The organism is Pseudomonas sp. IT-P4, assembly GCF_949767755.1.
Taxonomy (GTDB): Bacteria; Pseudomonadota; Gammaproteobacteria; order Pseudomonadales; family Pseudomonadaceae; genus Aquipseudomonas; species Aquipseudomonas monachiensis.
In genome coordinates, this window is sequence record NZ_CATKPX010000021.1 from 1 (window position 1) to 26,046 (window position 26,046).

Sequence of the window (26,046 nt, forward strand, 5' to 3'; positions counted from 1 at the left end):
TTTTGCAGGTCTTTTTTTGGCTACCGTTAAACAGACTTCTTGCGAATCCAGTAGAGGTAGGTGCCCTCATCTTCGTGCTGCGCCACCAGTTCATGGTCGAGAAACACGCAGAACTTGGGAATGTCGCGACGGGTCGAGGGGTCGGTGGCGATTACTTTGAGCAGACCGCCGGGCACCAGGTCACGGATGTGCTGGTGCAGCATCATCACCGGCTCGGGGCAGTTGAGGCCGGTGGCGTCGAGGGTGCCGTCTACCGGCGTATCAAGCATTTCACTCATGATTCACTCCTGAAACTGGCCGGCATTGTCGCGCATTACCCGGTTTGTGGCGAGGGAGCTTGCTCCCGCTGGGCTGCGAAGCAGCCCTAAAGTCAGCTATCAGCTATTGGTTGTGCCTGACACACCACATACACAGGTTTTTCGACGGCTTCGCCGCCGAGTGGGAGCAAGCTCCCTCGCCACAAAAGCCATGGATGGAAATCAGCGGGACTTGGGCTTCTTCACATCCAGCCGGCGCAAGTGGCAAGTCACTTCTTCGCGGTCGTGGTACAGCTGCTTGCAGCCAATCTCCACCTTGATGCCCCGGGCCTTGAAGCCATCGGCAATGCGCTCGAGCAAGCGCTTCACTTCGGCATAGCGCTGTTTCATCGGCAGCTTGAGGTTGACCACCGCCTCGCGGCAGTGGCCGTCGCCGATCCACTCTTCCAGCATCGCGGCGTTGCGCGCCGGCTTCTCGACGATGTCGCAGACCATCCAGTCCACCGGTTGCTTGGGCTTGAAGGTGAAACCGTCAGCCATCAAGTGCTGCACCAGACCGGTGTCCATCAGGCTTTCGGCCATCGGGCCGTTGTCGATGGCGGTCACCAGCATACCGCGGTTGACCAGTTGCCAGGTCCAGCCACCGGGGGCGGCACCCAGGTCAACGCCGGTCATGTCGCCATGCAGGCGTTCGTCCCACTGATCGCGCGGGATGAAGTGGTGCCAGGCCTCTTCCAGCTTCAGCGTCGAGCGGCTCGGGGCCTCGCGGGGGAACTTCAAACGGGGAATGCCCATCGGCCACATCGCCGAGTTGTTCGACTCCGCCAGGCCCATGAACACTTCGCGGCCGCTCTTGAACGTCAACAGCAAACGCGGTTTGTGGGCATCTTCCACCAGCTTGCCGGCCGCCATCAGTGCCTTGCGCAGATGCACTTCGAATTTCTTGCAGAAGTTCGACAGTTCCTTGCCGTCGTTGGTGTCGACCATTTCCAGCCACAGGCTGCCGCACAGCGGAAAGTCCGCCATATGCGCAAGGATCACACTGATGCGGTCGGTTTCCGGCAGATCGATGAAGATCCCCCGAGCCCACTGGCGCGGGAAGATCAGCTCGGCGAAACGCTGCCCGCGCATCAGGCGCTCGGCGCCGTCTTCTTCGGTGCAGACAAACTCGGCGCAGGCAGTTGCCGCCTTGGCCTTGGCATATCCGGCCACGTTCAAGCGCGCGGCGAGGTCGGAAATCTCGGAACAGACTTCGCCTTCGAAGCCCGGCCGGCAATGCATAAAGAGGGTGTTCATTCTTACTCCTGGGCAATGGCGAGGAATTTCGGCCACTGCGCGATGCCCAGGCTTGCGTTGAAGCAAAGCCTGTCACGAAAACCCGCGCATGATAGCCGACTTCGGAACCCCGGACTCAGCGATAGAGTCCAGTTATTAGCCTTAAGCAGCAAAGAGGACTAGGTTTAGTCCTCTGCCCGTCCCCTCTGTCCGTAGCCGTGCGGACTCAAAGGAGTGATCGCAATGCCGTCCCTCGATAGCCTGAATACGCTCAAGACCCTGCAAGTCGGCAACAAGACCTACCACTACTTCAGCCTGCCCGATGCCGCCAAAAGCCTGGGCGACCTGGACAAGCTGCCGATGTCGTTGAAAGTCCTGCTGGAAAACCTGCTGCGCTGGGAGGACGAAAAAACCGTCACCGGCGCCGACCTCAAGGCACTGGCCGCGTGGCTCAAGGAGCGTCGCTCCGACCGCGAAATCCAGTACCGCCCGGCGCGGGTGCTGATGCAGGACTTCACCGGTGTACCGGCGGTGGTCGACCTGGCCGCCATGCGTGCGGCGATGGCCAAGGCCGGCGGCAATCCGCAGCGGATCAACCCGCTGTCGCCGGTGGACCTGGTGATCGACCACTCGGTGATGGTCGACAAGTTCGCCAGCAGCAGCGCCTTCGAGCAGAACGTCGACATTGAAATGCAACGCAATGGCGAACGTTATGCGTTCCTGCGCTGGGGTCAGAGTGCCTTCGACAATTTCAGCGTAGTGCCGCCGGGCACCGGGATCTGCCACCAGGTGAATCTTGAATACCTCGCCCGCACCGTCTGGACCAAGGACGAGGACGGCCGCACCTATGCCTTCCCCGACACCCTGGTGGGCACCGATTCCCACACCACCATGATCAACGGCCTCGGCGTGCTTGGCTGGGGCGTCGGCGGTATCGAGGCGGAAGCGGCGATGCTCGGGCAACCCGTGTCGATGCTGATTCCCGAAGTCATCGGTTTCAAACTCACCGGCAGGCTCAAGGAAGGCATCACCGCCACCGACCTGGTGCTGACTGTGACCCAGATGCTGCGCAAGAAAGGCGTGGTGGGCAAATTCGTCGAATTCTACGGCGATGGCCTTGCCGACCTGCCCCTGGCCGACCGCGCGACCATCGCCAACATGGCCCCGGAATACGGCGCCACCTGCGGTTTCTTCCCGGTGGACGACATTACGCTGGAATACCTGCGCCTGTCCGGCCGGCCCCTGGAAACGGTGCAACTGGTGGAGGCCTACAGCAAGGCCCAGGGCCTGTGGCGCCTGCCCGGCCAGGAACCCGCCTTCACCGACAGCCTGGCGCTGGACATGGCCAGCGTTGAAGCCAGCCTCGCCGGACCAAAACGTCCACAGGACCGGGTGTCGCTGCCCAACGTCGCGCAAGCATTCAGCGACTTCACCGACCTGCAATTCAAGCCCACCAGCAAGGAAGAAGGCCGCCTGGAAAGCGAAGGCGGTGGCGGTGTTGCCGTCGGCAATGCCGATATGGCCGGCGAAGCGGATTACGATTACGAAGGCCAGACCTATCGCCTGAAAAACGGCGCCGTGGTCATCGCCGCGATCACCTCCTGCACCAACACCTCCAACCCCAGCGTGATGATGGCGGCCGGGCTGGTGGCGAAGAAGGCTGTGGAAAAAGGCCTGAAACGCAAACCCTGGGTGAAGAGCTCGCTGGCCCCCGGCTCGAAAGTGGTGACCGACTACTATAAGGCGGCCGGCCTGACCCAATACCTCGATGAATTGGGCTTTGCCCTGGTCGGCTATGGCTGCACCACCTGCATCGGCAACTCCGGGCCGCTGTCGGAGCCCATTGAGAAAGCCATCCAGCAAGCCGACCTCACCGTGGCCTCCGTACTCTCGGGCAATCGCAACTTCGAAGGCCGGGTGCATCCGCTGGTGAAAACCAACTGGCTGGCCTCCCCGCCGCTGGTGGTCGCCTACGCGCTGGCCGGCACGGTGCGCACCGACCTCACCCGCGAGCCGCTAGGCGATGACAAGGATGGCAACCCGGTTTACCTGCGGGACATCTGGCCAAGCAGCAAGGAAATTGCCGACGCCGTGAATCAGGTGAACACCGCCATGTTCCACAAGGAATACGCCGAAGTGTTTGCCGGCGACGCGCAATGGCAGGCGATCAAGGTTCCGCAGGCGGCGACCTATGTCTGGCAGGACGACTCGACCTACATCCAGCATCCGCCGTTCTTCGACGACATCGGCGGCCCGCCGCCCGTGGTCAAGGATGTCAGCGGCGCCAGGATCCTCGCACTGCTGGGCGACTCGGTGACCACCGACCACATCTCCCCGGCCGGCAACATCAAGGTCGACAGCCCGGCAGGGCAATACCTGCGCGACAAAGGCGTGGAACCGCGAGACTTCAACTCCTATGGCTCGCGGCGTGGCAACCATGAAGTGATGATGCGCGGCACCTTCGCCAACATCCGCATACGCAACGAAATGCTCGGCGGCGAAGAAGGTGGCAACACCCGCTACATTCCCACCGGCGAAAAAATGTCGATCTACGACGCCGCCATGCGCTATCAGGCTTCAGGTACACCGCTGGTGGTGATCGCCGGCCAGGAATACGGCACCGGCTCGAGTCGCGACTGGGCCGCCAAGGGCACTAACCTGCTAGGGGTGAAAGCGGTCGTCGCCGAAAGCTTCGAACGAATTCACCGCTCCAACCTGGTGGGCATGGGCGTGCTGCCATTGCAGTTCAAGCTGGATCAGAACCGCAAGAGCCTGAACCTGGGTGGCAGCGAGACCCTGGACATCCTCGGCTTGACCGGCGTCGAGCTGACGCCACGGATGAACCTGACGCTGGTCATCACCCGCGAAGACGGCAGCAGCGAGAAGATCGAGGTGTTGTGCCGCATCGATACGCTCAATGAGGTGGAGTACTTCAAGTCGGGGGGGATTTTGCATTATGTGTTGCGGCAGTTGATCGCTTCGTAACGGACGACCGACACAAACACCGCCTTCGGGCGGTGTTTGTATTTGGGCTGCGCTTATAATCGCAGCCCTCAGGACACCCCCCATCTGTGGCGAGGGAGCTTGCTCCCGCTCGACTGCGAAGCAGTCGCCAGCCCTGCAGATGCATTTCATCTGGCACACCGGGTTGATTGTTATTGGGGCCGCTTCGCAGCCCAGCGGGAGCAAGCTCCCTCGCCACAAAAGCTATTCATCTCTAAGGACTTCAAATGATTGCCCTGCCATGGACGTTTCTGGCCCTGCTTTCCTTCGGCTACGGCCTGGCGCTGACCTACGGCCATCTCGGCTGGCTCTCGGCAATTTCGGTGTTCCTGTTGCTGGTCGCAGGTGTCGCCGTCCGCCAACGCGACATCCCTTTTGCCCGCTACCTCGGCCACGGCCTGTTCATCGTCCTGGTCCTGGCATTGGCGACGCATTGGCTACCCGGCTTCTATAACGGTCGCGTTATCGATCCCCAGCGTTTTACCGACGATGCCGTGTCATTCGCCATGCACCTGAACCTGGACAAACCGCTGATCGGCTTCTGGCTGTTACTGGTTTGTCCGTGGATTGTCGGTCGCCGTTCACTTCGGTTGTCGCTGTATGCCACCGCACTGGCCCTGACCTTGAGCGCCATGCTGGCATTGGGCGGCGCGCTCTTGTTGGGGGTCATCGCCTGGTCGCCGAAATGGCCGGATCAAGCCTGGCTGTGGTTGCTGAACAATCTGCTGCTAGTGACGCTGGTCGAAGAAGCGCTGTTCCGTGGCTACATTCAGGGCGGCCTGAGCCGACACCTCAAAGACCGGCCCTACGGTGAACTTCTCGCCCTGCTGCTGGCGTCATTGGTCTTCGGCCTGGCCCATATCGGCGCAGGATGGCAGTGGGTATTGCTGGCAACGCTGGCCGGGGTCGGCTATGGCCTGGCCTACCGGTTCGGCGGGCTGGGCGCCGCCATTGCCAGTCACTTTGGCTTGAACCTGCTGCATTTCGGCCTGTTCACCTATCCGATGCTCGCCGGCTGACGCAAGGGTCATTTTGCGACGCATCGCTGATTATCGAAAAATAAGCTCAACAATCCGCCGGCTTCGCCGATACAGCACTTGAAAGCCTTGCGGATTAAAAAAGCCATGCGTAACAACCAGCCAATTACACAACGCGAGCGGACCTTCCCGGCTCAGCAACGGTTGATTTCCACCACCGATGCCAAGGGCATGATCACCTACTGTAACGACGCTTTCGTCGAGATCAGCGGGTTTTCGCGAGAGGAACTGATCCGTGCACCGCACAATCTGGTCCGTCACCCCGACGTCCCGGCCGCGGTGTTCGCCCACATGTGGGACACGCTGAAACAAGGCTTGCCATGGATGGGTATTGTCAAGAATCGCTGCAAGACCGGTGATCATTACTGGGTGAACGCCTATGTGACACCGGTTTTCGAAGGCAAACAGGTGATCGGTTACGAGTCGGTACGGGTCAAGCCCACCGCCGAACAGATCCGCCGCGCCGAAGCGCTCTACCAACGCATCAACCAGGGCAAGTCGGCCATTCCCTCCTCGGATAAATGGCTGCCGATCCTGCAGGACTGGCTGCCGTTCATCCTGGTCAGCCAATTGAGCTTCATGATCGGTGCATCGCTGAACTCCCATTGGGGGTTTGCCCTGGCTGCCGGTCTTTCGGTGCCGCTGGGCCTGATGGGCCTCCAGTGGCAACAGCGAGGCCTCAAGCGTTTGCTGCGCCTGGCCGAGCAAACCACCTCCGATCCGTTGATCGCACAGATGTACACCGACAGTCGCGGCGCCCAGGCGCGCCTGGAAATGTCCATCCTGAGCCAGGAAGCACGCCTGAAAACCTGCCTGACGCGTCTGCAGGACACGGCCGAACACCTGACCGATCAGGCCAGACAGTCCGACGCCCTGGCGCACAACAGCTCCAGCGGCCTGGAACGTCAACGGGTCGAAACCGAACAGGTGGCCACCGCGGTCAACCAGATGGCCGCCACCACCCAGGAAGTCGCCAGCCACGTGCAACGCACCGCCGACGCCACCCAGGAAGCCAATCGCCTGACCGGTCGCGGTCGTGACATCGCCGGGGAAACCCGCGAAGCCATCCAGCGCCTGTCGGTGGTGGTCGGTGAAACCGGCGTGACCGTGACCCAACTGGCCAAGGACAGCAACGAAATCGGCGGCGTGGTCGATGTGATCAAAGGCATCGCCGACCAGACCAACCTGCTGGCGCTGAACGCAGCCATCGAAGCGGCCCGTGCCGGCGAGATGGGTCGTGGTTTTGCCGTGGTGGCCGACGAAGTCCGTCAACTGGCGCAACGCACCAGCGAGTCCACCGGGCAGATTCATGCGCTGATCGCCAAGCTCCAGCAAACCGCCAGCACGGCCGTGCAAACCATGGAGGCCGGGCACCGTCAAGCTGAAGAAGGCGTGGCGCGGGTACTGGAAGCGGACCAGGCACTGGTGGGGATCAGTGAAGCGGTGGCCAACATCACCGACATGACCACCCAGATCGCCGCCGCGACCGAAGAGCAAAGCGCCGTGGCCGAAGAGATCAGCCGCAACATCAGCAACATTTCGCAACTGGCAGACCAGACCTCGGAACAGGCACAGAACTCGGCGTTGTTGAGTGAAGAGCTGACCAAGACTGCCAATACACAGTATTCGTTGGTGGAGCGGTTTAACCGCTGATTGCCGCTGGAATGATAAAAACCCGGACAGTGAACACTTCCGGGTTTTTTATTGCCAGTCTGAAATGTATATCGCCTGGACAGGCCTCTTCGCGAGCAAGCCCGCTCCCACAGTGATCTTTGGTGTGGCTTGAATTTATGTACAGTGCAAAACCCTGTGGGAGCGGGCTTGCTCGCGAAGAGGCCATTTGCAACACCACATCTTTCACTGAAGGAATGAAACCACCTTCCCCGCCGCAGCCGCCAAATGCTGCTCATGGCTAAACCCCGAAGCCTTCAACGGCTTCAAGTCATGATCCCCCGCCACCAGCCAGAACACCTCGATACCCGGCGATAGCGCGTACCCCTCGACCGCCTCCCGATTGCCCAATGCATCGCGTTCACCTTGCACGATCAAGGTTCGCGTCTTCAGTCCGGCCAAATGCTCAACCCGCGGCTTCTCCGGTTTACCCACGGCATAAAACGGATACCCCAGGCACACCAGCGCATCCGCGCCCAACTCATCAGCCAGCAAACTGGCCATGCGACCGCCCATGGACTTGCCGCCGATGGCCAGCGGCCCAGTGACATGACGTCGCACCTGGGCATACACCCCGCGCCAGCACTCCAGCAGTTTCGGCGCCGGGTTCGGCGGGCGTTTGCCGCCATCGAGGCGCCGCTGCGCCATATAGGGAAACTCGAAGCGCAACACGTTGAGGCCTTGCGCGGCGAGGCGTGCAGCCATGTCGCTCATCCAGTCGCTGTCCATCGGTGCGCCGGCGCCATGGGCGAGGATCAGCGTCGCGGCAGCCTTGCCAGCGGCGGCGTTCCACAACCATCCATGATCCCGCACGCACTGCGCCCATTGATCCCCGTCAATACCGGCATTGTGCCCTTTGTCCATGCTTGCCTCGCTTTTAGTCTGCCTATAACTCCGGCCGAAGGGTGCGCTGCCTTGCGCGAGTGCGCTCACTTCGGCTGAACCGTGGATGGGGAACCATGAACACTTCTATCAGTACCGCCTACAACTACAAGGTGGTCCGCCAATTCGCCATTATGACGGTGGTGTGGGGCATCGTCGGCATGGGGCTCGGGGTTTTTCTCGCTGCCCAGTTGGTCTGGCCCGAACTCAACTTCAATTTGCCGTGGACCAGCTTCGGCCGCTTGCGCCCGCTGCACACCAACGCGGTGATCTTCGCCTTCGGCGGCTGCGCACTGTTCGCCAGTTCGTTTTATTCAGTACAACGTACCTGCCAGACCCGGCTGTTCGCACCGAAAATCGCCGCGTTCTGTTTCTGGGGCTGGCAGTTGGTGATTCTGTTGGCGGCCATCAGCCTGCCGCTGGGCTACACCAGTTCCAAGGAATACGCCGAACTGGAATGGCCGATCGACATCCTGATCACCATTGTCTGGGTCGCCTACGCCATCGTGTTCTTCGGCACGATCATGCAGCGCAAGACCAAGCACATCTATGTCGGTAACTGGTTCTTCGGTGCGTTCATCATCACCGTGGCGATCCTGCACATCGTCAACAACATGGAATTGCCGGTCAGCTTCACCAAGTCCTACTCGCTGTACTCCGGTGCCACCGACGCGATGGTGCAATGGTGGTACGGGCACAACGCCGTAGGCTTTTTCCTCACCGCCGGTTTCCTCGGGATGATGTACTACTTCGTGCCGAAACAGGCCGAGCGTCCGGTGTACTCCTATCGCCTGTCGATCGTGCACTTCTGGGCGCTGATCACCCTGTACATCTGGGCAGGCCCCCACCACTTGCACTACACCGCGCTGCCGGACTGGGCGCAGTCGCTGGGCATGGTGATGTCGCTGATCCTGCTGGCGCCGAGCTGGGGCGGGATGATCAACGGCATGATGACCCTGTCGGGCGCCTGGCATAAGTTGCGCAGCGACCCGGTCCTGCGCTTCCTTGTGGTGTCGCTGGCGTTCTACGGCATGTCGACCTTCGAAGGGCCGATGATGGCGATCAAGACGGTCAACGCCCTCTCCCACTACACCGACTGGACCATCGGCCACGTACACGCGGGTGCCTTGGGCTGGGTGGCGATGATCTCCATCGGCGCGCTGTACCACATGATCCCGAAAGTCTTCGGCCGCGAGCAGATGCACAGCATCGGCCTGATCAACGCGCACTTCTGGCTCGCCACCATCGGCACCGTGCTCTACATCGCCTCGATGTGGGTCAACGGCATCGCCCAGGGCCTGATGTGGCGTGCGGTGAACGAAGACGGCACGCTGACCTACTCCTTCGTCGAAACCCTGGTGGCCAGCCACCCAGGCTTCGTCGTGCGGTTGGTGGGCGGCGCGATCTTCCTCAGCGGCATGTTCCTGATGGCCTACAACACCTGGCGCACCGTGCGGGCCTCGCAGCCTGCCGAAGTCGCCGCTGCCGCGCAGATGGCCTGAGGAGTCCGCCATGAAACACGAAACTATCGAGAAAAACGTCGGCCTGTTGCTGCTGCTGATGATCCTGGCGGTGAGCATCGGCGGCCTGACCCAGATCGTCCCGCTGTTCTTCCAGGACGTAACCAACAAACCGGTGGAAGGCATGAAGCCCTACACCGCACTGCAACTGGAAGGTCGCGACATCTACATCCGCGAAGGCTGCGTCGGCTGCCACTCACAGATGATCCGGCCGTTCCGCGCCGAGACCGAACGCTACGGTCACTACTCGGTGGCCGGTGAAAGCGTGTGGGATCACCCCTTCCTGTGGGGCTCTAAACGCACCGGACCGGACCTGGCGCGGGTCGGCGCGCGCTACTCGGATGACTGGCACCGCGCGCACTTGTACAACCCGCGCAATGTCGTGCCGGAGTCAAAGATGCCGGCCTACCCGTGGCTGGTGGCCAATCAGCTCGACAGCAGTCATACCGAAACCAAGATCAAGGCCATGCGCACCCTGGGCGTGCCGTACACCGACGAGGACATTACCGGCGCCGTCGCTTCCCTCAAGGGCAAGAGCGAGATGGATGCACTGGTCGCCTACCTGCAAGTGCTCGGCACTGCCATCAAGAGCAAGAGGTGAGCAATGTTTGAATTGAGCACTGGAATGATCCGCGGCCTCGGCACCGTCGTGGTGTTCGTGGCCTTCGTCGGCCTGACGTTGTGGGTATTCAACGGCAAGCGCGGCCCGGCATTCGCCGAAGCGCGCCTGCTGCCCTTCGCCGACGAGCCACAACCCGACATCACTGAAGAATCAGCAACAAGGAGTACCCGGCCATGACCACCTTCTGGAGTACGTGGATCTGCGTACTGACCATCGGCAGCCTGATCGGCCTGACCTGGTTGCTGTTCAGCACCCGCAAGGGCGAAACCAAGGGCAGTGTCGACCAGACCATGGGCCACAGCTTCGACGGCATCGAGGAGTACGACAACCCGCTGCCGCAATGGTGGTTCATGCTGTTCGTTGGCACCCTGGTGTTTGCCGTCGGCTACCTGATCCTTTATCCCGGCCTGGGCAACTGGAAAGGCATCCTCCCCGGCTACGAAAACGGCTGGACCGGGGTGCATGAATGGGAAAAGGAAATGGCCAAGGCTGACACGAAGTTCGGGCCGATTTTCGCCAAATTCGCGGCGATGCCCGTGGAAGAAGTGGCCAAGGACCCGCAGGCACTGAAAATGGGCGGCCGCCTGTTTGCCTCCAACTGTTCGGTGTGCCACGGCTCGGACGCCAAGGGTGCATTCGGCTTCCCCAACCTGGCCGACAGCGACTGGCGCTGGGGCGCCAGCGCAGAAACCATCAAGACCACCATCATGGGTGGCCGGATGGCGATGATGCCGGCCTGGGGTGAAGTCCTGGGTGAGGAAGGTGTGAAAAACGTCGCCGCTTATGTGCGCCATGATCTGGCCGGCCTGCCGCTGCCCGCCGACAGCAAAGTCGACCTGCAAGCCGGACAGCAAGCCTTCAGCACCACCTGCGTCGCCTGCCATGGCGCCAACGGCCAGGGCACTGAAGCCATGGGCGCGCCGAACCTGACGCACCCGGCCGGCTTCATTTACGGTACAAGCCTGACGCAGCTTGAGCAGACGATTCGGCATGGTCGCCAGGGCCATATGCCGGCGCAGAACGAACTGCTGGGCAATGACAAGGTGCAATTGCTGGCCGCGTATGTGTACAGCCTGTCCCACGGTTTGAATACCGAGCGCCTGCAGGCTGAAGACAACCGCAAATAAATCCCGACCGCTCTGCTGCCGCATTCTCCCGGATGCGGCAGTTCCCTGCCCCTTTGCGACCCATTGTCGCACCCTCCCGCAGACTTTCTTTCGGATCACCGGATTCGGGTCTAAGCTTCCCCCGATGCGGACTGGCCGGTGCCGGTTCCAGGTCGACCCTGAACGATGTGTTCGACGAATCTGCCCGATGAACAGGCCGCAAAGGCTGGTAGATACCGGCTGTCGCGCCAGTTGCCTCCGGTCAGCCAAACGTTGCGTTTGAACACACCCCGTTACATCCGACCTGACCCCCTCGCCTGATCAGTCCGCCGGGACGTTTTGCCCGCGGGCAAATTTGTCCTTACGCGGCGCATGGAAAGGCCGCAGAATCAGCTTTTGAAAGCATTGACCCAGGTCATGGCGCGTTGCAATGACCCCTTGCTTTCTCCATACTTGCGGCCGATTTTTAATCCTAATAAAACACCCAAACCGTGGAACCTTAGAATGAGCACAGCAATCAGTCCGACTGCTTATAACTATAAGGTAGTCCGCCAGTTCGCCATCATGACGGTGGTCTGGGGGATCCTTGGCATGGGGCTCGGTGTCTTCATTGCCTCGCAACTGGTCTGGCCGGAGTTGAACTTCGGTCTGGCATGGACGAGCTTTGGACGCCTGCGCCCGCTGCACACCAACCTGGTGATTTTCGCCTTCGGTGGATGTGCACTGTTTGCCACTTCTTATTACGTCGTGCAGCGAACCTGCCAAACGCGACTGATTTCCGACAGCCTCGCCGCCTTCACCTTCTGGGGATGGCAAGCGGTGATCGTCGGCGCGATCATTACCTTGCCGATGGGTTTCACTACCACCAAGGAATACGCGGAACTGGAATGGCCCCTGGCTATTCTGCTGGCCATTGTCTGGGTCACCTACGGCCTGGTGTTCTTCGGCACCATCGTCAAGCGCAAGACCAAGCACATTTATGTGGGTAACTGGTTCTACGGCGCGTTCATCGTCGTGACCGCGATGCTGCACATCGTCAACCACATGTCGCTGCCGGTCAGCCTGTTCAAGTCCTACTCGGCCTACTCGGGTGCGACGGACGCGATGATCCAGTGGTGGTACGGCCACAACGCCGTGGGTTTCTTCCTGACCACCGGCTTCCTGGGCATGATGTACTACTTCGTGCCGAAACAGGCCGAACGCCCGATCTACTCCTATCGCCTGTCGATCGTGCACTTCTGGGCGCTGATCACCCTGTACATCTGGGCAGGTCCGCACCACCTGCACTACACCGCACTGCCGGACTGGGCTCAGTCCCTGGGCATGGCGATGTCGATCATCCTGCTGGCGCCAAGCTGGGGCGGCATGATCAACGGCATGATGACCCTGTCGGGCGCCTGGCATAAGCTGCGCACCGACCCGATCCTGCGCTTCCTGGTCGTCTCCCTGGCGTTCTACGGCATGTCGACCTTCGAAGGTCCGATGATGGCGATCAAGACCGTGAACTCCCTGTCGCACTACACCGACTGGACCATCGGCCACGTACACGCCGGCGCGTTGGGCTGGGTTGCAATGATCTCGATCGGCGCGGTCTACCACATGATCCCGAAACTGTTCGGTCGTGCGCAGATGCACAGCACCGGCCTGATCAACACCCACTTCTGGCTCGCAACCATCGGTACCGTGCTCTACATCGCTTCGATGTGGGTCAACGGCATCACCCAGGGCCTGATGTGGCGTGCAATCAACGATGACGGCACCCTCACCTACTCGTTCGTTGAAGCGCTGCAAGCCAGCCACCCGGGCTTCATCGTCCGTGCCCTGGGCGGTGCGTTCTTCGCCACCGGCATGCTGTTCATGGCCTACAACGTATTCCGTACCGTACGCGCCTCGAACCCGGCTGAAGCCAAAGCCGCCGAACAGATTGCCGTAGTTGGAGCTCACTGATGAAGCATGAAGCAGTCGAGAAGAATATTGGCCTGCTGGCCTTCTTCATGGTCATCGCCGTCAGCATCGGCGGCCTGACCCAGATCGTTCCGCTGTTTTTCCAGGATGTCACCAACAAGCCGGTCGAGGGCATGAAGCCCCGCACCGCCCTTGAACTGGAAGGCCGGGACGTTTATATCGCCAACGGTTGTGTCGGCTGCCACTCGCAGATGATCCGTCCGTTCCGTGCTGAAACCGAACGCTACGGCCACTACTCGGTCGCCGGTGAAAGCGTCTGGGACCACCCGTTCCTGTGGGGTTCCAAGCGGACCGGTCCGGACCTGGCCCGTGTCGGCGGTCGTTACTCCGATGACTGGCAGCGTGCGCACCTGTACAACCCGCGCAACGTAGTGCCCGAGTCGAAAATGCCGGCCTACCCGTTCCTCGTGGAAAACAAGCTCGACGGCAAAGACACCGCCAGGAAAATGGAAGTCTTGCGCACGCTCGGCGTCCCTTACACCGACGAAGACATCGCCGGCGCCAAGGATGCTGTGAAGGGCAAAACCGAAATGGACGCGCTGGTGGCCTATCTGCAGGGCCTGGGCACCATCATCAAAAGCAAACGGTGATCTGGATGGATATCGGGATGATTCGTGGCCTGGGCACCGTTGTCGTGATGGTGGCCTTCATCGGACTGGCACTGTGGGTGTTCAGTCCCAAGCGCAAGTCGGAGTTTGAAGACGCTACCTTGCTGCCTTTCGCGGATGATCCCGAAGCCATCAAGCACGTCGAGCAAGCTTCTAGGAGTAACAAAGAATGACTACATTCTGGAGTCTGTACGTCACAGTCCTCAGTCTCGGCACCATCTTCGCCCTGACCTGGCTGCTGCTGTCCACCCGCAAGGGTCAGCGCGCCGAGCAAACCGACGAGACGGTTGGTCACTCCTTCGACGGGATCGAGGAGTACGACAACCCGTTGCCGAAATGGTGGTTCATGCTGTTCGTGGGCACCATCATCTTCGCCCTCGGCTACCTGGTGCTGTACCCGGGCCTGGGCAACTGGAAAGGCCTGCTGCCGGGTTACAACTACCTCGATAACGAGAAGCAGACCGCGTTCGCCAACGGCCAGACCGGCTGGACCGGCGTTCACGAGTGGGAAAAGGAAATGGCCAGGTCGGACGCCAAGTTCGGTCCGATCTTCGCCAAGTTCGCGGCCATGCCAATCGAAGAAGTGGCCAAGGACCCGCAAGCCCTGAAGATGGGTGGCCGCCTGTTCGCCTCCAACTGCTCGGTTTGCCACGGTTCCGACGCCAAGGGCGCCTATGGCTTCCCGAACCTGACCGACGCCGACTGGCGCTGGGGCGGCGAGCCGGAAACCATCAAGACCACCATCATGGGCGGCCGTCACGCGGTGATGCCTGCGTGGGCTGAAGTGATTGGCGAGCAAGGCGTGGCCGACGTGGCCGCGTTTGTCCTGACCAACCTCGATGGCCGCAAGCTGCCGGAAGGCGCCAAGGCCGACCCGGTTGCCGGGCAGAAACTGTTCGCTACCAACTGCGTGGCGTGCCACGGTCCGGAAGGCAAAGGCACCCCGGCGATGGGCGCACCTAACCTGACTCACCCGGCAGCGTTCATCTACGGTTCGAGCTTCGCTCAACTGCAGCAGACCATCCGTTACGGCCGTCAGGGCCAGATGCCTGCACAAGAGCAGCTGCAAGGTAACGACAAGGTTCACCTGCTGGCCGCTTACGTCTACAGCCTGTCTCACGGCGAGAAGGCAGCGGACGCCGAGTAAGGCAAACGCTTGAAGCAACAAAAAAGGGCCCCGCCAATGTGAACTGGCGGGGCCCTTTTGTTTGTTCGGCAGTGTCCAATGGTTTCGACCAATGGTAATGCCCGGCACCTACTTCGAGGTTGTCGATCGCCGCACACAGTAGTAACGCTTCTACCCGCGGACCGAATGACCGGCGACATGCGCAAAACCGTCCATAATTCTCAAGTCAATTGATTCAAGTCATTACACCATCAAATGATTTTGCCAAACGTGACCAAAGGTCGCACCCGCAGGCTAGAGCGAGAGGCGTATCATTGCGCCACTGCAACACTCCTTTTTGACCGCGGTCGGCACGTACTGACCGAGGCATTTTTCCACTGCCGTGGGATGCAATGATGAGCAACCAGATTCCGGTACACGACGTCACTCCACCCACAAAGAATGCGAACAATAGCGTCGACCTCTACGCCTCCAGGGAAAAAATCTACACCCGCGCCTTCACCGGCCTGTTTCGCAACCTGCGGATGACCGGCGGAGCCCTGTTGTTCCTGCTGTATTTCGGCACTGTATGGCTGGACTGGGGCGGTCACCAGGCCGTGTGGTGGAACCTGCCGGAGCGCAAGTTCTTCATTTTCGGCGCCACCTTCTGGCCCCAGGACTTCATTCTGCTGTCCGGCATGTTGATCATCGCCGCCTTCGGCCTGTTCTTCATTACCGTGTACGCCGGACGGGTCTGGTGCGGTTATACCTGCCCGCAAAGCGTCTGGACCTGGATCTTCATGTGGTGCGAAAAAGTCACCGAAGGTGACCGCAACCAACGCATCAAGCTCGACAAGGCGCCCATGAGCGCCAACAAGCTCCTGCGCAAACTCAGCAAGCACACCATGTGGCTGTTGATCGGTTTCGTCACCGGCATGACCTTCGTCGGCTACTTCTCGCCGATCCGCGAACTGGTGTTCGAATTCTTCACCGGCCAGGCGGATGGCTGGTCGTACTTCTGGGTCGGGTTCTTCACTCTCGCCACTTACGGCAACGCCGGCTGGTTGCGCGAACAGGTGTGCATCTACATGTGCCCGTACGCACGCTTCCAGAGCGTGATGTTCGACAAGGACACCCTGATCGTTTCCTACGACCCGCGCCGTGGCGAAGGCCGTGGCCCGCGTAAAAAAGGCATCGACTACAAGGCCCAGGGCCTGGGTGACTGCATCGATTGCACCATGTGCGTCCAGGTCTGCCCGACGGGTATCGATATCCGCGACGGCCTGCAAATCGAATGCATCGGTTGCGCCGCCTGCATCGATGCCTGCGACGCCATCATGGACAAGATGGATTACCCGCGCGGGCTGATCAGCTACACCACCGAGCACAACCTGTCCGGGCAGAAAACCCATAAACTGCGTCCGCGCCTGATTGGCTATGCCATTGTGCTGCTGGCGATGATCAGCTTGCTGGTGACGGCATTCTTCATGCGTGCGCTGGTGGGCTTCGATGTCAGCAAGGACCGCGTGCTGTACCGCGAGAACGCCGAAGGGCGGATCGAAAACGTCTACAGCCTGAAAATCATGAACAAGGACCAGCGCGACCATACCTACCTGCTCGAAGCCTCCGGCCTGCCGGATCTCAAATTGCAGGGTCGACGCGAGATCAAGGTCGCGGCCGGCGAGATCGTCAGCCAGCCTGCCGAACTGTCCGTCGCACCGGAAAAACTGCCGTCGAGCACCAACGAGGTGAAATTCATCCTCAAGGACGCCGATGACGACAGCGTCCGCATTGAAGCCAAGAGCCGGTTCATCGGCCCACAGAATCGTTGAGAGAACTGAACATGCCCGCAGCAACTGCCGCAAGTCCCTGGTACAAGCACCTCTGGCCGTGGATCATCATCGGGATCCTGGCCTGCTCGGTGACCCTGACCTTGTCCATGGTGACCATCGCGGTGAAGAACCCGGACAACCTGGTCAACGACAACTACTACGAGGCCGGCAAAGGCATCAACCGCTCCCTCGACCGCGAGCTGCTGGCCCAGACCCTGAAAATGCGCGCCAGCGTTCATCTCGACGGCATGACCGGCGAGGTTGACCTGCGCCTGAGCGGTGACAGTCAGCCCGGCACCCTGGAGCTGAACCTGATCTCGCCGACCCAGCCGGAAAAGGATCGCAAGATCACCCTGACCCGCAGCGAAACCGAACAGGGCCGCTACATCGGCCAGTTGGGCGACAAGGTCGAAGGCCGGCGTTTTGTCGAATTGCTCGGCACCCAGGACGAGCACATCTGGCGCATGTTCGAAGAAGAAATGGTCAGCCATGACAAGGACCTGCTGCTGGGTGACGAACCGCTGCAAGGTGCCGAAGACCTGAAGAAGTAAAAATGCCATCGAATGTGGCGAGGGAGCTTGCTCCCGCTGGGGTGCGAAGCACCCCTGAATCTGCAACTCAGTTCCTTCAGGTACAGCGAGTCCGCAGCACGACGACTGCTTCGCAGCCGAGCGGGACGATGCGGCGATCCGACAAGCTCCCTCGCCACAAAGGCTTTCATGGCTACAGAAATGACCAACCCAACCCCCTGCTACCACTGCGCGCTCCCCGTCCCGGCCGGCAGCCGCTTCACCGCTGCGGTCCTGGGGCAAACCCGCGAATTCTGCTGCCCGGGTTGCCAGGCCGTGGCCGAGGCCATTGTTGCCGGCGGCCTGGAAAGCTATTACCAGCACCGCAGCGAAGCTTCGGCCAACCCCGAAGCGTTGCCGGTGCAACTGGTGGACGAACTGGCGCTGTACGACCGTGCCGATGTCCAGCAACCCTTCGTTCGCCACGACGGTGAACTCGCCGAAACCACACTATTGATGGAAGGCATCAGTTGCGCGGCTTGCGGCTGGCTGATCGAAAAACACCTGCGCACCTTGCCGGCGGTGGACGAAGCGCGCCTGAACCTGTCCAACCATCGCCTGCACGTGCGCTGGGCCGACGGGCAATTGCCGCTGAGCCAGATCCTCAGCGAGCTGCGCCACATCGGTTACGCCGCACACCCGTATCAGGCCGACCAAGCCTGCGTACAACTGGCCAGCGAAAACCGCCTGGCCCTGCGCCAGCTCGGCGTGGCCGGGTTGCTGTGGTTCCAGGCGATGATGGCAACCATGGCCACCTGGCCTGAATTCAACATCGACCTCAGCCCGGAACTGCACACTATCCTGCGTTGGGTCGCGCTGTTCCTCACCACCCCGATTGTGTTCTACAGCTGCGCGCCGTTCTTCAAAGGCGCCATGCGCGATCTGCGCACCCGTCACCTGACCATGGACGTTTCGGTGTCGCTGGCCATCGGCAGCGCCTACATTGCCGGGATCTGGACCTCGATCACCGGGGTCGGCGAACTGTATTTCGATGCCGTCGGCATGTTTGCCCTGTTCCTGCTGGCCGGGCGTTATCTGGAACGCCGCGCCCGCGAACGCACCGCCGCCGCCACCGCACAGCTTGTTAATCTGCTGCCCGCCTCGTGCCTGCGATTGACAGCCGATGGCCAGAGCGAACGCATTCTGCTCAGTGAATTGCGTATTGGCGATCAGGTGCTGGTTCATCCGGGCGCCATTCTCCCGGCTGACGGCAAGATCCTCGACGGCCAGTCGAGTGTCGACGAGTCGCTGCTGACCGGCGAATACCTGCCGCAACCCCGTACCCTGGGCGACGCGGTCACCGCTGGCACAATGAACGTCGAAGGCGCACTGACCGTCGAGGTCCAGGCCCTGGGCCAGGACACTCGCCTCTCGGCCATCGTTCGCCTGCTCGAGCGTGCCCAGGCCGAAAAGCCGCGCCTGGCGGAAATCGCCGACCGCGCCGCGCAATGGTTCCTGCTGTTGTCGCTGATCGCAGCTGCCGCGATTGGCCTGTTGTGGTGGCAACTGGACCCATCGCGGGCCTTCTGGATCGTGCTGGCGATGCTCGTGGCGACCTGCCCGTGCGCCTTGTCGCTGGCCACGCCGACCGCCCTCACCGCTGCCACCGGCACACTGCACAAACTCGGTCTGTTGCTGACCCGTGGTCATGTGCTGGAAGGCCTGAACCAGATCGACACAGTGATTTTCGACAAGACCGGCACCCTCACCGAAGGTCGCCTGGCGTTACGCTCGATCCGCCCCCTCGGAGCGCTCGACAGCGATCAATGCCTGGGCCTCGCCGCCGCCCTGGAAAACCGCTCCGAGCACCCGATTGCCCGCGCTTTCGGTCGTGCGCCGATGGCTGCCGAAGAAGTCCACGGCACACCGGGCCTTGGCCTGGAGGGGCTGGTTGACGGGCGCCGCCTGCGCATCGGCCAACCGCGTTTCGTCTGCGAACTCAGCGGTGCAGTGGTGCCGTCGATGCCCGAAGAAGCCGGCCAATGGCTGCTGCTTGGCGACAGCCAGGGACCGCTGGCCTGGCTGGTCCTCGATGATCGCTTGCGGGCCGATGCGCCCGCGCTGTTGGCCGCGTGCAAGGCGCGGGGCTGGCGCACGCTGTTGTTGTCCGGCGACAGCTCGCCGATGGTCGCCAGCGTGGCGGCGGAACTCGGTATCGATGAAGCCCGTGGCGGCTTGCGTCCGGACGATAAACTGCAGGTCCTGCAACAACTGCACAAGGAAGGTCGCAAGGTGTTGATGCTCGGGGACGGGGTCAATGACGTGCCGGTGCTGGCGGCTGCGGATATCAGCGTCGCCATGGGCTCGGCCACCGACCTGGCGAAAACCAGTGCCGATGCCGTGTTGCTGTCCAACCGCCTCGACGCGCTGGTACAAGCCTTCAGCCTGGCGCGGCGCACCCGTCGGGTCATTATCGAGAACCTGTTGTGGGCCGGGCTGTACAATGGCCTCATGTTGCCCTTCGCCGCCCTCGGCTGGATCACGCCGGTATGGGCGGCGGTGGGCATGTCGATCAGTTCGTTGACCGTGGTGTTGAACGCGCTGCGCCTGACTCGCATGCCGAGCGCGCCCGCCGCCAGCACCACGCCAGAAACCCGCCCGCTGCCGGCCTGAGCCGCGCGGGCATGGAGTCCAGATGCCTGCTCTATACGTGATGATCCCCGCTGCATTGCTGATCGTGGCCATCGCCGTCTATATCTTCTTCTGGGCGGTGGACAGCGGTCAGTACGACGACCTCGACGGCCCGGCCCACAGCATCCTGTTCGACGACCAGGACCCGAACCACACCGCCGCCGTCGATGAGGCCAGCGGCCAACCGGCCAAAACGGACGACAAGGCCCCGCCCCATGCTTGAATTGGCGCCTCTGCTGGTGTCTGCGGTGATCCTCGGCTTGCTCGGCGGCGGCCATTGCCTGGGCATGTGCGGCGGCTTGATGGGCGCGCTGACCCTGGCGATTCCCAAGGAACAACGCAGCCGGCGCTTCCGCCTGCTGCTGGCCTACAACCTGGGACGGATCCTGAGCTATGCCTGCGCCGGACTGTTGATCGGTCTGGCCGGATGGGCCGTGGCCAACAGCCCGGCGGCGATGTTCCTGCGTATTCTCGCCGGGTTGCTGCTGATTGCCATGGGCCTGTACCTGGCCGGCTGGTGGAGCGGCCTGACCCGTATCGAAAGCCTCGGTCGCGGCCTGTGGCGGCATATCCAGCCAGTCGCCAACCGCTTGCTTCCGGTGTCGAACGTTCCCCGTGCGTTGTTGTTGGGCGCGCTCTGGGGCTGGCTGCCGTGCGGTCTGGTCTACAGCACTTTGCTATGGTCGGCCAGCCAGGGCAACGCACTGGACAGTGCCTTGTTGATGCTCGCGTTCGGGCTCGGCACCTGGCCGGTTTTGCTGGCGACCGGCCTGGCTGCAGAGCGCGTCACCGCAGTGTTGCGCAAGCGCAGTGTGCGGATGGCGGGCGGATTGCTGGTGATGCTGTTCGGCATCTGGACCTTGCCGGGGCCGCATCAGCATTGGTTGATGGGGCACTAGAAGCAAAAGATCGCAGCCTTCGGCAGCTCCTACAGGTGTACGCGATCCATGTAGGAGCTGCCGCAGGCTGCGATCTTTTGATCTTGATGTAAATCAAGATGCCCCACCCCGCCCTCGCATAAAGTGGCTGACACTGCCAGCCTATCCGGGGGGAATGCCCGCATGATGCTCGACGCCATTCGTTGGGACACCGATCTGATCCGCCGTTATGACCTGGCGGGACCACGCTACACCTCGTATCCGACCGCCGTGCAATTCAGCAGCCAGGTCGGCACCTTCGACCTGTTCCATGCCCTGCGCGACAGCCGCAAGGCCCAACGCCCGTTGTCGCTGTACGTGCACGTGCCGTTCTGCGCGAACATTTGCTATTACTGCGCCTGCAACAAGGTGATCACCAAGGATCGCGGGCGGGCGCAGCCGTATTTGCAGCGCCTGGAACAGGAAATCCAGTTGATCGCCTGCCACCTCGACCCCACGCAGAAAGTCGAGCAGCTGCACTTCGGTGGCGGCACGCCGACCTTTCTCAGCCACGATGAACTGCGGCAGTTGATGGCGCATTTGCGCAAACACTTCAATTTGCTGGACGACGACTCCGGCGACTACGGCATCGAGATCGACCCGCGCGAGGCCGACTGGTCGACCATGGGCCTGCTGCGCGAACTGGGTTTCAACCGGGTCAGCATCGGCCTGCAAGACCTCGACCCGGCGGTGCAACGCGCAGTCAATCGCCTGCAAAGCCTGGAAGAAACCCGCGCGGTGATCGATGCCGCCCGTACCTTACAGTTTCGTTCGATCAATATCGACCTGATCTACGGCCTGCCGAGACAGACACCGGAGAATTTCGCCCGCACCGTCGAAGAGGTCATCAACCTGCAACCGGACCGGTTATCGGTGTTCAACTACGCCCACTTGCCGGAACGCTTCATGCCCCAACGGCGCATCAACAGCAATGAACTGCCGACACCCGCGCAGAAACTGGAAATGCTGCAGCGCACCATCGAGCAACTGACCGGCGCCGGCTATCGCTACATCGGCATGGACCACTTCGCCCTGCCCGACGATGAACTGGCGATTGCCCAGGAAGAATCGACCCTGCAACGCAATTTCCAGGGCTACACCACCCACGGTCATTGCGATCTGATCGGCCTCGGCGTGTCGGCGATCAGCCAGATTGGTGACCTGTACTGCCAGAACAGCAGCGACCTGACCGAGTATCAGAACGTCCTTGCCACGTCACAACTGGCCACCAGCCGCGGCCTGCTGTGCAATGCCGATGACCGGCTGCGGCGTGCGGTCATCCAGCAACTGATCTGCAATTTCAGCCTGGAATTTTCCGCGATCGAACAGGCCTTCAACATCGATTTCCAAGGCTACTTCGGCGATCTTTGGCCGCAATTGCAAGACATGGCCAAAGACGGGCTGATCGAACTCGATCGCGACCGGATCACCATCCTGCCCGCCGGGCGACTGTTGGTGCGCTCGGTGTGCATGGTGTTCGACGCGTATCTGGAACAACACAGCCGCCAGCGCTTTTCGCGGGTAATCTAATTCTGCAAGCAAGCGCCTCAGACTGGCCTCGATATCCTATGGTGAGTTACCCTTACGTCTTATGTGTGATTTCCCACAAGGATTGAAGAAATGTCCGAGCCAGTAAAACTGCGCGCTCATAATCAAGCCCATTGCAAGGATTGCAGCCTGGCCCCTCTTTGCCTGCCACTTTCGCTGAATCTGGAAGACATGGATGCGCTGGACGAAATCGTCAAACGCGGCCGGCCGCTGAAAAAAGGCGAGTTTCTCTTTCGCCAGGGCGATACCTTCGATTCTGTCTACGCAGTCCGTTCTGGCGCCCTCAAGACCTTCAGCCTGAGCGACAGTGGTGAAGAACAGCTCACCGGCTTCCACCTGCCCAGCGAACTGGTCGGCCTGTCGGGCATGGACACCGAAAAGCACCCGGTATCGGCACAAGCCCTGGAAACCACCTCGGTGTGTGAAATCCCTTTCGAACGCCTCGACGAACTGGCCCTGCAATTGCCGCAGTTGCGCCGTCAGCTGATGCGGGTGATGAGTCGCGAGATCCGTGACGACCAGCAGATGATGCTGCTGTTGTCGAAAAAGACCGCCGACGAACGCATCGCCACCTTCCTGGTCAACCTCTCGGCACGTTTCCGCGCCCGGGGTTTTTCCGCCAATCAGTTCCGCCTGAGCATGTCGCGCAACGAAATCGGCAACTACCTGGGCCTGGCAGTGGAAACCGTGTCCCGGGTCTTTACCCGTTTCCAGCAAAACGAACTGATTGCGGCAGAAGGCAAGGAAATCCGGATTATCGACCCGATCCAGCTGTGCGCCCTGGCCGGTGGTTCACTGGAAGGCTGAAACAAAACGTTGCGGCTGAGCGAAAGGGTTCAGCCGCCGTTATACTTCGCCGTTTGCAGCCCTGCCAGGACACCACGATGGTCTTCGACTCCTTCGACATCAAATCCCTCATCCGCCCTGTCATCGACTTCCCGAAACCGGGTGTGATCTTTCGCGACATCACCCCGCTGTTCCAGTCGCCCACGGCCCTGCGCCTGGTGATGGACAGCTTCGCCCACCGTTACGTCGAGGCTGACTTCACCCACATCGGCGCGATGGACGCCCGTGGCTTCCTGATCGGTTCGGTACTGGCGTATCAGTTGAACAAGCCGTTGGTGCTGTTCCGCAAGCAAGGCAAGTTGCCAGCTGACGTACTGGCCGAGGGCTATGCGACCGAATACGGCGAAGCCTTCCTGGAAGTGCATGCCGACAGCCTGTGCGAAGGGGATTCGGTGGTGATGTTCGATGACCTGATCGCCACCGGCGGCACCCTGATCGCCGCCGCCAACCTGATCCGCCGAATGGGCGCCCGGGTGCATGAAGCGGCGGCGATCATCGATCTGCCAGAACTGGGTGGCTCGCAGCGTCTGGAAGACATGGGCATTCCTACGTTCTGCCTGACGCAGTTTGCGTTGACTGATAAGTAACAAAGATCAAAAGATCGCAGCCTTCGGCAGCTCCTACATTGGGATGGCTTTGATCCTGTAGGAGCTGCCGAAGGCTGCGATCTTTTGCATTACAGCCCCATCTGCTTGCTGATGATTTCGTTCATCACTTCCCGCGTCCCGCCGCCAATCGACAGGATCCGGTTGTCGCGGTACAGCCGCTCCACCAGACTCTCGCGCATATAACCCAGCCCACCCAAAATCTGCACCGCATCGTTGACGATCCGGTCTGCGGTATCCGTCGCAAAATTCTTGGCCATGGAAATCTCCTTGATCACGCCCTGCCCCGCCGCCATTTTCGCGGCCTGGCGGTAGGTGAATTCCCGGGACACTTCCAGCGCGGTCGCCATCTCGGCCAGGCGATGCTTGATCACCTGAAACTTGCCGATCGGTTTGCCAAAGGCTTCGCGCTGGCGCGCCCACTTCAGGCTCTCTTCCAGCGCCAGTTGTGCGGTCATGTTGGCCATCAACGCCAGGGCCAGGCGTTCGCTCTGGAAATTGCCCATGATGCAGGCAAAGCCCATGTTCTCGGCACCGATCAGGTTTCCTACAGGCACTCGGCAATCATCGAAGAACAACTCAGCGGTGTCTGACGCCCACCAGCCCATTTTCTTCAGCTGCCGTCCTACGGTGAAACCTGGCGTGCCCTTCTCGATCAGCAACAGGCTGATGCCACCGAAACCTGGCTCGCCCGTTCGCACCGCAACCGTATAGAAATCCGCACGCACACCGCTGGTGATAAAAGTCTTGCTGCCACTGACCCGGTAGAAATCGCCATCGCGCACGGCGCGGGTTTGCAGGTTGGCGACGTCGGAACCGCCCCCGGGCTCGGTGATTGCCAGGGCGCTGATCTTCTCTCCCGACAGCACCTGGGGCAGCACACGATCCCGTACATCGGGCCGGGCCCACTTGAGGATGGGCGGCAAGCCGATATCCAGCGACCCCAGGCCGGCAACCAGCCCGCCAGAGCCACAGCGCATCAACTCTTCACTGGCGGCAACCTTGGCGAACAGATCTCCTTCGTGGCTGCCTCCGTAAGCCTCCGGGTAGCCAATGCCGAGAATCCCCGCGGCGCCGGCCTTGAGGTAGAGCTCGCGAGGAAAGCTTTCGGCTTCTTCCCACTGTTCGATATCAGGAAGGATCTCGCGTTCGACGAAACGTCTGACGCTGTCGCGGACCAATTGGTGGCTGGGGTCGAAGTATTCCTGAAAGGCAGGCATCGGCGAGCTCCACTGAAGGGGTCAGTGAAGTTAACCGAGCGCTTGCTTGGTTTACAAGAGACAGATAGAAGATCAAAAGATCGCAGCCTGCGGCAGCTCCTACAGGGGATCGGAGTCTTTCTGTAGGAGCTGCCGCAGGCTGCGATCTTTTCGGCTTGATGCGATTACAACGAAATCGGCTTACGCCCCGCAAACGAATGCGCCAGCGTCCCGCCATCCACCAGTTCCAGCTCGCCACCCAGCGGAACGCCATGGGCGATGCGCGAGGCGATCAGGCCTTTGCTGCTGAGCAATTGGGCGATGTAGTGCGCCGTGGCTTCACCTTCCACGGTCGGGTTGGTGGCCAGGATGACTTCGGCGAACGTGCCGGCCTCTTCGATCCGCGCCATCAACTGGGGAATGCCGATGGCTTCCGGCCCCAAGCCGTCGAGCGGCGACAGATGGCCCTTGAGCACGAAATAGCGTCCGCGAAAACCGGTCTGCTCCACGGCATAGACGTCCATCGGCCCTTCCACCACGCAGAGCAAGGTGTCGTCGCGACGGGTATCGGCGCATTGCGGGCACAGGTCATCTTCCGTCAGCGTACGGCACAAGCGGCAGTGACCGACCCCTTCCATGGCCTGGCTCAGGGCCAGCGCCAGGCGCGAGCCGCCGCTGCGATCACGCTCGAGCAACTGCAACGCCATGCGCTGGGCGGTTTTCTGACCCACGCCTGGCAAAATTCGCAGGGCGTCGATCAGTTGGCGAATCAAAGGGCTGAAGCTCATGGTGGAAAAGTCCGACAAAACAACGAGACGCGGTTTATACCCGCGCCTCGGTTGAGCGTC

24 protein-coding genes are annotated in these 26,046 nt (G+C 61.2%); 19 read left to right on the top strand and 5 right to left on the bottom strand.

Annotated features, from left to right (window positions below):
* Positions 1 to 26: 26 nt before the first annotated feature.
* Positions 27 to 278: a sulfurtransferase TusA gene (gene tusA, locus ACM6IT_RS05435; RefSeq protein ID WP_056721984.1), complete on the bottom strand. Its 252-nt coding sequence runs from the start codon at positions 276 to 278 to the stop codon at positions 27 to 29.
* A gap of 201 nt (positions 279 to 479) precedes the next feature.
* Positions 480 to 1,553 (bottom strand): 23S rRNA (cytidine(2498)-2'-O)-methyltransferase RlmM, encoded by a 1,074-nt coding sequence (rlmM, locus tag ACM6IT_RS05440; RefSeq protein ID WP_057715663.1) that lies wholly within the window; start codon positions 1,551 to 1,553, stop codon positions 480 to 482.
* 222 nt (positions 1,554 to 1,775) lie between these two features.
* Between rlmM and acnA the strand changes: the two genes are divergently transcribed.
* From acnA to ACM6IT_RS05455, 3 genes are all read left to right on the top strand, one after another.
* Positions 1,776 to 4,517 carry an aconitate hydratase AcnA gene (acnA, locus tag ACM6IT_RS05445; RefSeq protein WP_414914690.1) on the top strand — a complete coding sequence of 914 codons (2,742 nt, stop codon included), beginning with the start codon at positions 1,776 to 1,778 and terminating at the stop codon, positions 4,515 to 4,517.
* A gap of 245 nt (positions 4,518 to 4,762) precedes the next feature.
* Positions 4,763 to 5,554, top strand: a complete 792-nt coding sequence (locus ACM6IT_RS05450) for a lysostaphin resistance A-like protein (protein WP_414917663.1) — start codon at positions 4,763 to 4,765, stop codon at positions 5,552 to 5,554.
* Between the two features lie 105 nt (positions 5,555 to 5,659).
* Complete coding sequence (locus ACM6IT_RS05455; protein ID WP_056721976.1) at positions 5,660 to 7,225, top strand: methyl-accepting chemotaxis protein; 1,566 nt, start codon at positions 5,660 to 5,662, stop codon at positions 7,223 to 7,225.
* A 204-nt stretch (positions 7,226 to 7,429) separates the two neighbouring features.
* Here the strand turns inward: ACM6IT_RS05455 and ACM6IT_RS05460 are convergent, their stop codons facing one another.
* Positions 7,430 to 8,107: an alpha/beta family hydrolase gene (locus tag ACM6IT_RS05460; protein ID WP_223542344.1), complete on the bottom strand. Its 678-nt coding sequence runs from the start codon at positions 8,105 to 8,107 to the stop codon at positions 7,430 to 7,432.
* A gap of 95 nt (positions 8,108 to 8,202) precedes the next feature.
* Here ACM6IT_RS05460 and ccoN (ACM6IT_RS05465) point away from each other — a divergent pair, with 95 nt between their 5' ends.
* From ccoN (ACM6IT_RS05465) to ACM6IT_RS05540, 16 genes are all read left to right on the top strand, one after another.
* On the top strand, positions 8,203 to 9,627 hold the full coding sequence (ccoN, locus tag ACM6IT_RS05465; RefSeq protein WP_056721973.1) for a cytochrome-c oxidase, cbb3-type subunit I: 1,425 nt from the start codon (positions 8,203 to 8,205) through the stop codon (positions 9,625 to 9,627).
* A gap of 10 nt (positions 9,628 to 9,637) precedes the next feature.
* Positions 9,638 to 10,246, top strand: coding sequence for a cytochrome-c oxidase, cbb3-type subunit II (ccoO, locus tag ACM6IT_RS05470; RefSeq protein WP_008020035.1), 609 nt, complete (start codon positions 9,638 to 9,640; stop codon positions 10,244 to 10,246).
* A 3-nt stretch (positions 10,247 to 10,249) separates the two neighbouring features.
* Entirely contained in the window at positions 10,250 to 10,444 is a 195-nt protein-coding gene (locus ACM6IT_RS05475; protein ID WP_056721971.1) for a cbb3-type cytochrome oxidase subunit 3, read from the top strand.
* A complete protein-coding gene (gene ccoP / locus ACM6IT_RS05480) occupies positions 10,441 to 11,394 on the top strand; it encodes a cytochrome-c oxidase, cbb3-type subunit III (RefSeq protein WP_414917664.1) in 954 nt (317 codons plus the stop codon). The genes ACM6IT_RS05475 and ccoP (ACM6IT_RS05480) overlap by 4 nt, the downstream gene beginning before the upstream one ends.
* A 483-nt stretch (positions 11,395 to 11,877) precedes the next feature.
* Positions 11,878 to 13,320, top strand: a complete 1,443-nt coding sequence (gene ccoN, locus ACM6IT_RS05485; protein WP_056721968.1) for a cytochrome-c oxidase, cbb3-type subunit I — start codon at positions 11,878 to 11,880, stop codon at positions 13,318 to 13,320.
* Positions 13,320 to 13,928: a cytochrome-c oxidase, cbb3-type subunit II gene (gene ccoO / locus ACM6IT_RS05490; RefSeq protein WP_414917665.1), complete on the top strand. Its 609-nt coding sequence runs from the start codon at positions 13,320 to 13,322 to the stop codon at positions 13,926 to 13,928. The genes ccoN (ACM6IT_RS05485) and ccoO (ACM6IT_RS05490) overlap by 1 nt, the downstream gene beginning before the upstream one ends.
* A gap of 5 nt (positions 13,929 to 13,933) precedes the next feature.
* The gene (locus ACM6IT_RS05495; RefSeq protein ID WP_003175465.1) at positions 13,934 to 14,119 is read left to right on the top strand and encodes a CcoQ/FixQ family Cbb3-type cytochrome c oxidase assembly chaperone; all 186 of its coding nucleotides are present in this window, start codon (positions 13,934 to 13,936) and stop codon (positions 14,117 to 14,119) included.
* A complete protein-coding gene (gene ccoP / locus ACM6IT_RS05500) occupies positions 14,116 to 15,093 on the top strand; it encodes a cytochrome-c oxidase, cbb3-type subunit III (RefSeq protein ID WP_056721967.1) in 978 nt (325 codons plus the stop codon). The genes ACM6IT_RS05495 and ccoP (ACM6IT_RS05500) overlap by 4 nt, the downstream gene beginning before the upstream one ends.
* Positions 15,094 to 15,467: 374 nt before the next feature.
* The gene (gene ccoG / locus ACM6IT_RS05505; protein WP_056721965.1) at positions 15,468 to 16,883 is read left to right on the top strand and encodes a cytochrome c oxidase accessory protein CcoG; all 1,416 of its coding nucleotides are present in this window, start codon (positions 15,468 to 15,470) and stop codon (positions 16,881 to 16,883) included.
* Between the two features lie 11 nt (positions 16,884 to 16,894).
* Positions 16,895 to 17,434: a FixH family protein gene (locus ACM6IT_RS05510; protein WP_414917666.1), complete on the top strand. Its 540-nt coding sequence runs from the start codon at positions 16,895 to 16,897 to the stop codon at positions 17,432 to 17,434.
* A 180-nt stretch (positions 17,435 to 17,614) separates the two neighbouring features.
* The gene (locus tag ACM6IT_RS05515; protein ID WP_414917667.1) at positions 17,615 to 20,065 is read left to right on the top strand and encodes a heavy metal translocating P-type ATPase; all 2,451 of its coding nucleotides are present in this window, start codon (positions 17,615 to 17,617) and stop codon (positions 20,063 to 20,065) included.
* A 22-nt stretch (positions 20,066 to 20,087) separates the two neighbouring features.
* On the top strand, positions 20,088 to 20,306 hold the full coding sequence (gene ccoS / locus ACM6IT_RS05520) for a cbb3-type cytochrome oxidase assembly protein CcoS (RefSeq protein WP_056721958.1): 219 nt from the start codon (positions 20,088 to 20,090) through the stop codon (positions 20,304 to 20,306).
* A complete protein-coding gene (locus ACM6IT_RS05525) occupies positions 20,299 to 20,982 on the top strand; it encodes a sulfite exporter TauE/SafE family protein (RefSeq protein WP_414917668.1) in 684 nt (227 codons plus the stop codon). Before ccoS ends, ACM6IT_RS05525 begins: the two co-directional genes overlap by 8 nt.
* 165 nt (positions 20,983 to 21,147) lie before the next feature.
* Positions 21,148 to 22,530: an oxygen-independent coproporphyrinogen III oxidase gene (hemN, locus tag ACM6IT_RS05530; protein ID WP_223542401.1), complete on the top strand. Its 1,383-nt coding sequence runs from the start codon at positions 21,148 to 21,150 to the stop codon at positions 22,528 to 22,530.
* A 90-nt stretch (positions 22,531 to 22,620) separates the two neighbouring features.
* Positions 22,621 to 23,355: a fumarate/nitrate reduction transcriptional regulator Fnr gene (gene fnr / locus ACM6IT_RS05535; RefSeq protein ID WP_056721956.1), complete on the top strand. Its 735-nt coding sequence runs from the start codon at positions 22,621 to 22,623 to the stop codon at positions 23,353 to 23,355.
* A gap of 77 nt (positions 23,356 to 23,432) precedes the next feature.
* On the top strand, positions 23,433 to 23,981 hold the full coding sequence (locus ACM6IT_RS05540; RefSeq protein WP_027921719.1) for an adenine phosphoribosyltransferase: 549 nt from the start codon (positions 23,433 to 23,435) through the stop codon (positions 23,979 to 23,981).
* Positions 23,982 to 24,070: 89 nt separating this feature from the next.
* Here ACM6IT_RS05540 and ACM6IT_RS05545 read toward each other — a convergent pair whose 3' ends face one another.
* Positions 24,071 to 25,219 (bottom strand): acyl-CoA dehydrogenase family protein, encoded by a 1,149-nt coding sequence (locus ACM6IT_RS05545; RefSeq protein ID WP_414917669.1) that lies wholly within the window; start codon positions 25,217 to 25,219, stop codon positions 24,071 to 24,073.
* A 164-nt stretch (positions 25,220 to 25,383) separates the two neighbouring features.
* The gene (gene recR / locus ACM6IT_RS05550) at positions 25,384 to 25,986 is read right to left on the bottom strand and encodes a recombination mediator RecR (RefSeq protein ID WP_008050204.1); all 603 of its coding nucleotides are present in this window, start codon (positions 25,984 to 25,986) and stop codon (positions 25,384 to 25,386) included.
* Positions 25,987 to 26,046: the final 60 nt, after the last annotated feature.

What these genes read in the sequence shown, in the direction of transcription:
- tusA (WP_056721984.1), bottom strand. Translation starts at nt 278, where the DNA reads ATGAGTGAAATGCTTGATACGCCGGTAGACGGCACCCTCGACGCCACC.
- rlmM (WP_057715663.1), bottom strand. Translation starts at nt 1,553, where the DNA reads ATGAACACCCTCTTTATGCATTGCCGGCCGGGCTTCGAAGGCGAAGTC.
- acnA (WP_414914690.1), top strand. Translation starts at nt 1,776, where the DNA reads ATGCCGTCCCTCGATAGCCTGAATACGCTCAAGACCCTGCAAGTCGGC.
- ACM6IT_RS05450 (WP_414917663.1), top strand. Translation starts at nt 4,763, where the DNA reads ATGATTGCCCTGCCATGGACGTTTCTGGCCCTGCTTTCCTTCGGCTAC.
- ACM6IT_RS05455 (WP_056721976.1), top strand. Translation starts at nt 5,660, where the DNA reads ATGCGTAACAACCAGCCAATTACACAACGCGAGCGGACCTTCCCGGCT.
- ACM6IT_RS05460 (WP_223542344.1), bottom strand. Translation starts at nt 8,107, where the DNA reads ATGGACAAAGGGCACAATGCCGGTATTGACGGGGATCAATGGGCGCAG.
- ccoN (WP_056721973.1), top strand. Translation starts at nt 8,203, where the DNA reads ATGAACACTTCTATCAGTACCGCCTACAACTACAAGGTGGTCCGCCAA.
- ccoO (WP_008020035.1), top strand. Translation starts at nt 9,638, where the DNA reads ATGAAACACGAAACTATCGAGAAAAACGTCGGCCTGTTGCTGCTGCTG.
- ACM6IT_RS05475 (WP_056721971.1), top strand. Translation starts at nt 10,250, where the DNA reads ATGTTTGAATTGAGCACTGGAATGATCCGCGGCCTCGGCACCGTCGTG.
- ccoP (WP_414917664.1), top strand. Translation starts at nt 10,441, where the DNA reads ATGACCACCTTCTGGAGTACGTGGATCTGCGTACTGACCATCGGCAGC.
- ccoN (WP_056721968.1), top strand. Translation starts at nt 11,878, where the DNA reads ATGAGCACAGCAATCAGTCCGACTGCTTATAACTATAAGGTAGTCCGC.
- ccoO (WP_414917665.1), top strand. Translation starts at nt 13,320, where the DNA reads ATGAAGCATGAAGCAGTCGAGAAGAATATTGGCCTGCTGGCCTTCTTC.
- ACM6IT_RS05495 (WP_003175465.1), top strand. Translation starts at nt 13,934, where the DNA reads ATGGATATCGGGATGATTCGTGGCCTGGGCACCGTTGTCGTGATGGTG.
- ccoP (WP_056721967.1), top strand. Translation starts at nt 14,116, where the DNA reads ATGACTACATTCTGGAGTCTGTACGTCACAGTCCTCAGTCTCGGCACC.
- ccoG (WP_056721965.1), top strand. Translation starts at nt 15,468, where the DNA reads ATGAGCAACCAGATTCCGGTACACGACGTCACTCCACCCACAAAGAAT.
- ACM6IT_RS05510 (WP_414917666.1), top strand. Translation starts at nt 16,895, where the DNA reads ATGCCCGCAGCAACTGCCGCAAGTCCCTGGTACAAGCACCTCTGGCCG.
- ACM6IT_RS05515 (WP_414917667.1), top strand. Translation starts at nt 17,615, where the DNA reads ATGACCAACCCAACCCCCTGCTACCACTGCGCGCTCCCCGTCCCGGCC.
- ccoS (WP_056721958.1), top strand. Translation starts at nt 20,088, where the DNA reads ATGCCTGCTCTATACGTGATGATCCCCGCTGCATTGCTGATCGTGGCC.
- ACM6IT_RS05525 (WP_414917668.1), top strand. Translation starts at nt 20,299, where the DNA reads ATGCTTGAATTGGCGCCTCTGCTGGTGTCTGCGGTGATCCTCGGCTTG.
- hemN (WP_223542401.1), top strand. Translation starts at nt 21,148, where the DNA reads ATGCTCGACGCCATTCGTTGGGACACCGATCTGATCCGCCGTTATGAC.
- fnr (WP_056721956.1), top strand. Translation starts at nt 22,621, where the DNA reads ATGTCCGAGCCAGTAAAACTGCGCGCTCATAATCAAGCCCATTGCAAG.
- ACM6IT_RS05540 (WP_027921719.1), top strand. Translation starts at nt 23,433, where the DNA reads ATGGTCTTCGACTCCTTCGACATCAAATCCCTCATCCGCCCTGTCATC.
- ACM6IT_RS05545 (WP_414917669.1), bottom strand. Translation starts at nt 25,219, where the DNA reads ATGCCTGCCTTTCAGGAATACTTCGACCCCAGCCACCAATTGGTCCGC.
- recR (WP_008050204.1), bottom strand. Translation starts at nt 25,986, where the DNA reads ATGAGCTTCAGCCCTTTGATTCGCCAACTGATCGACGCCCTGCGAATT.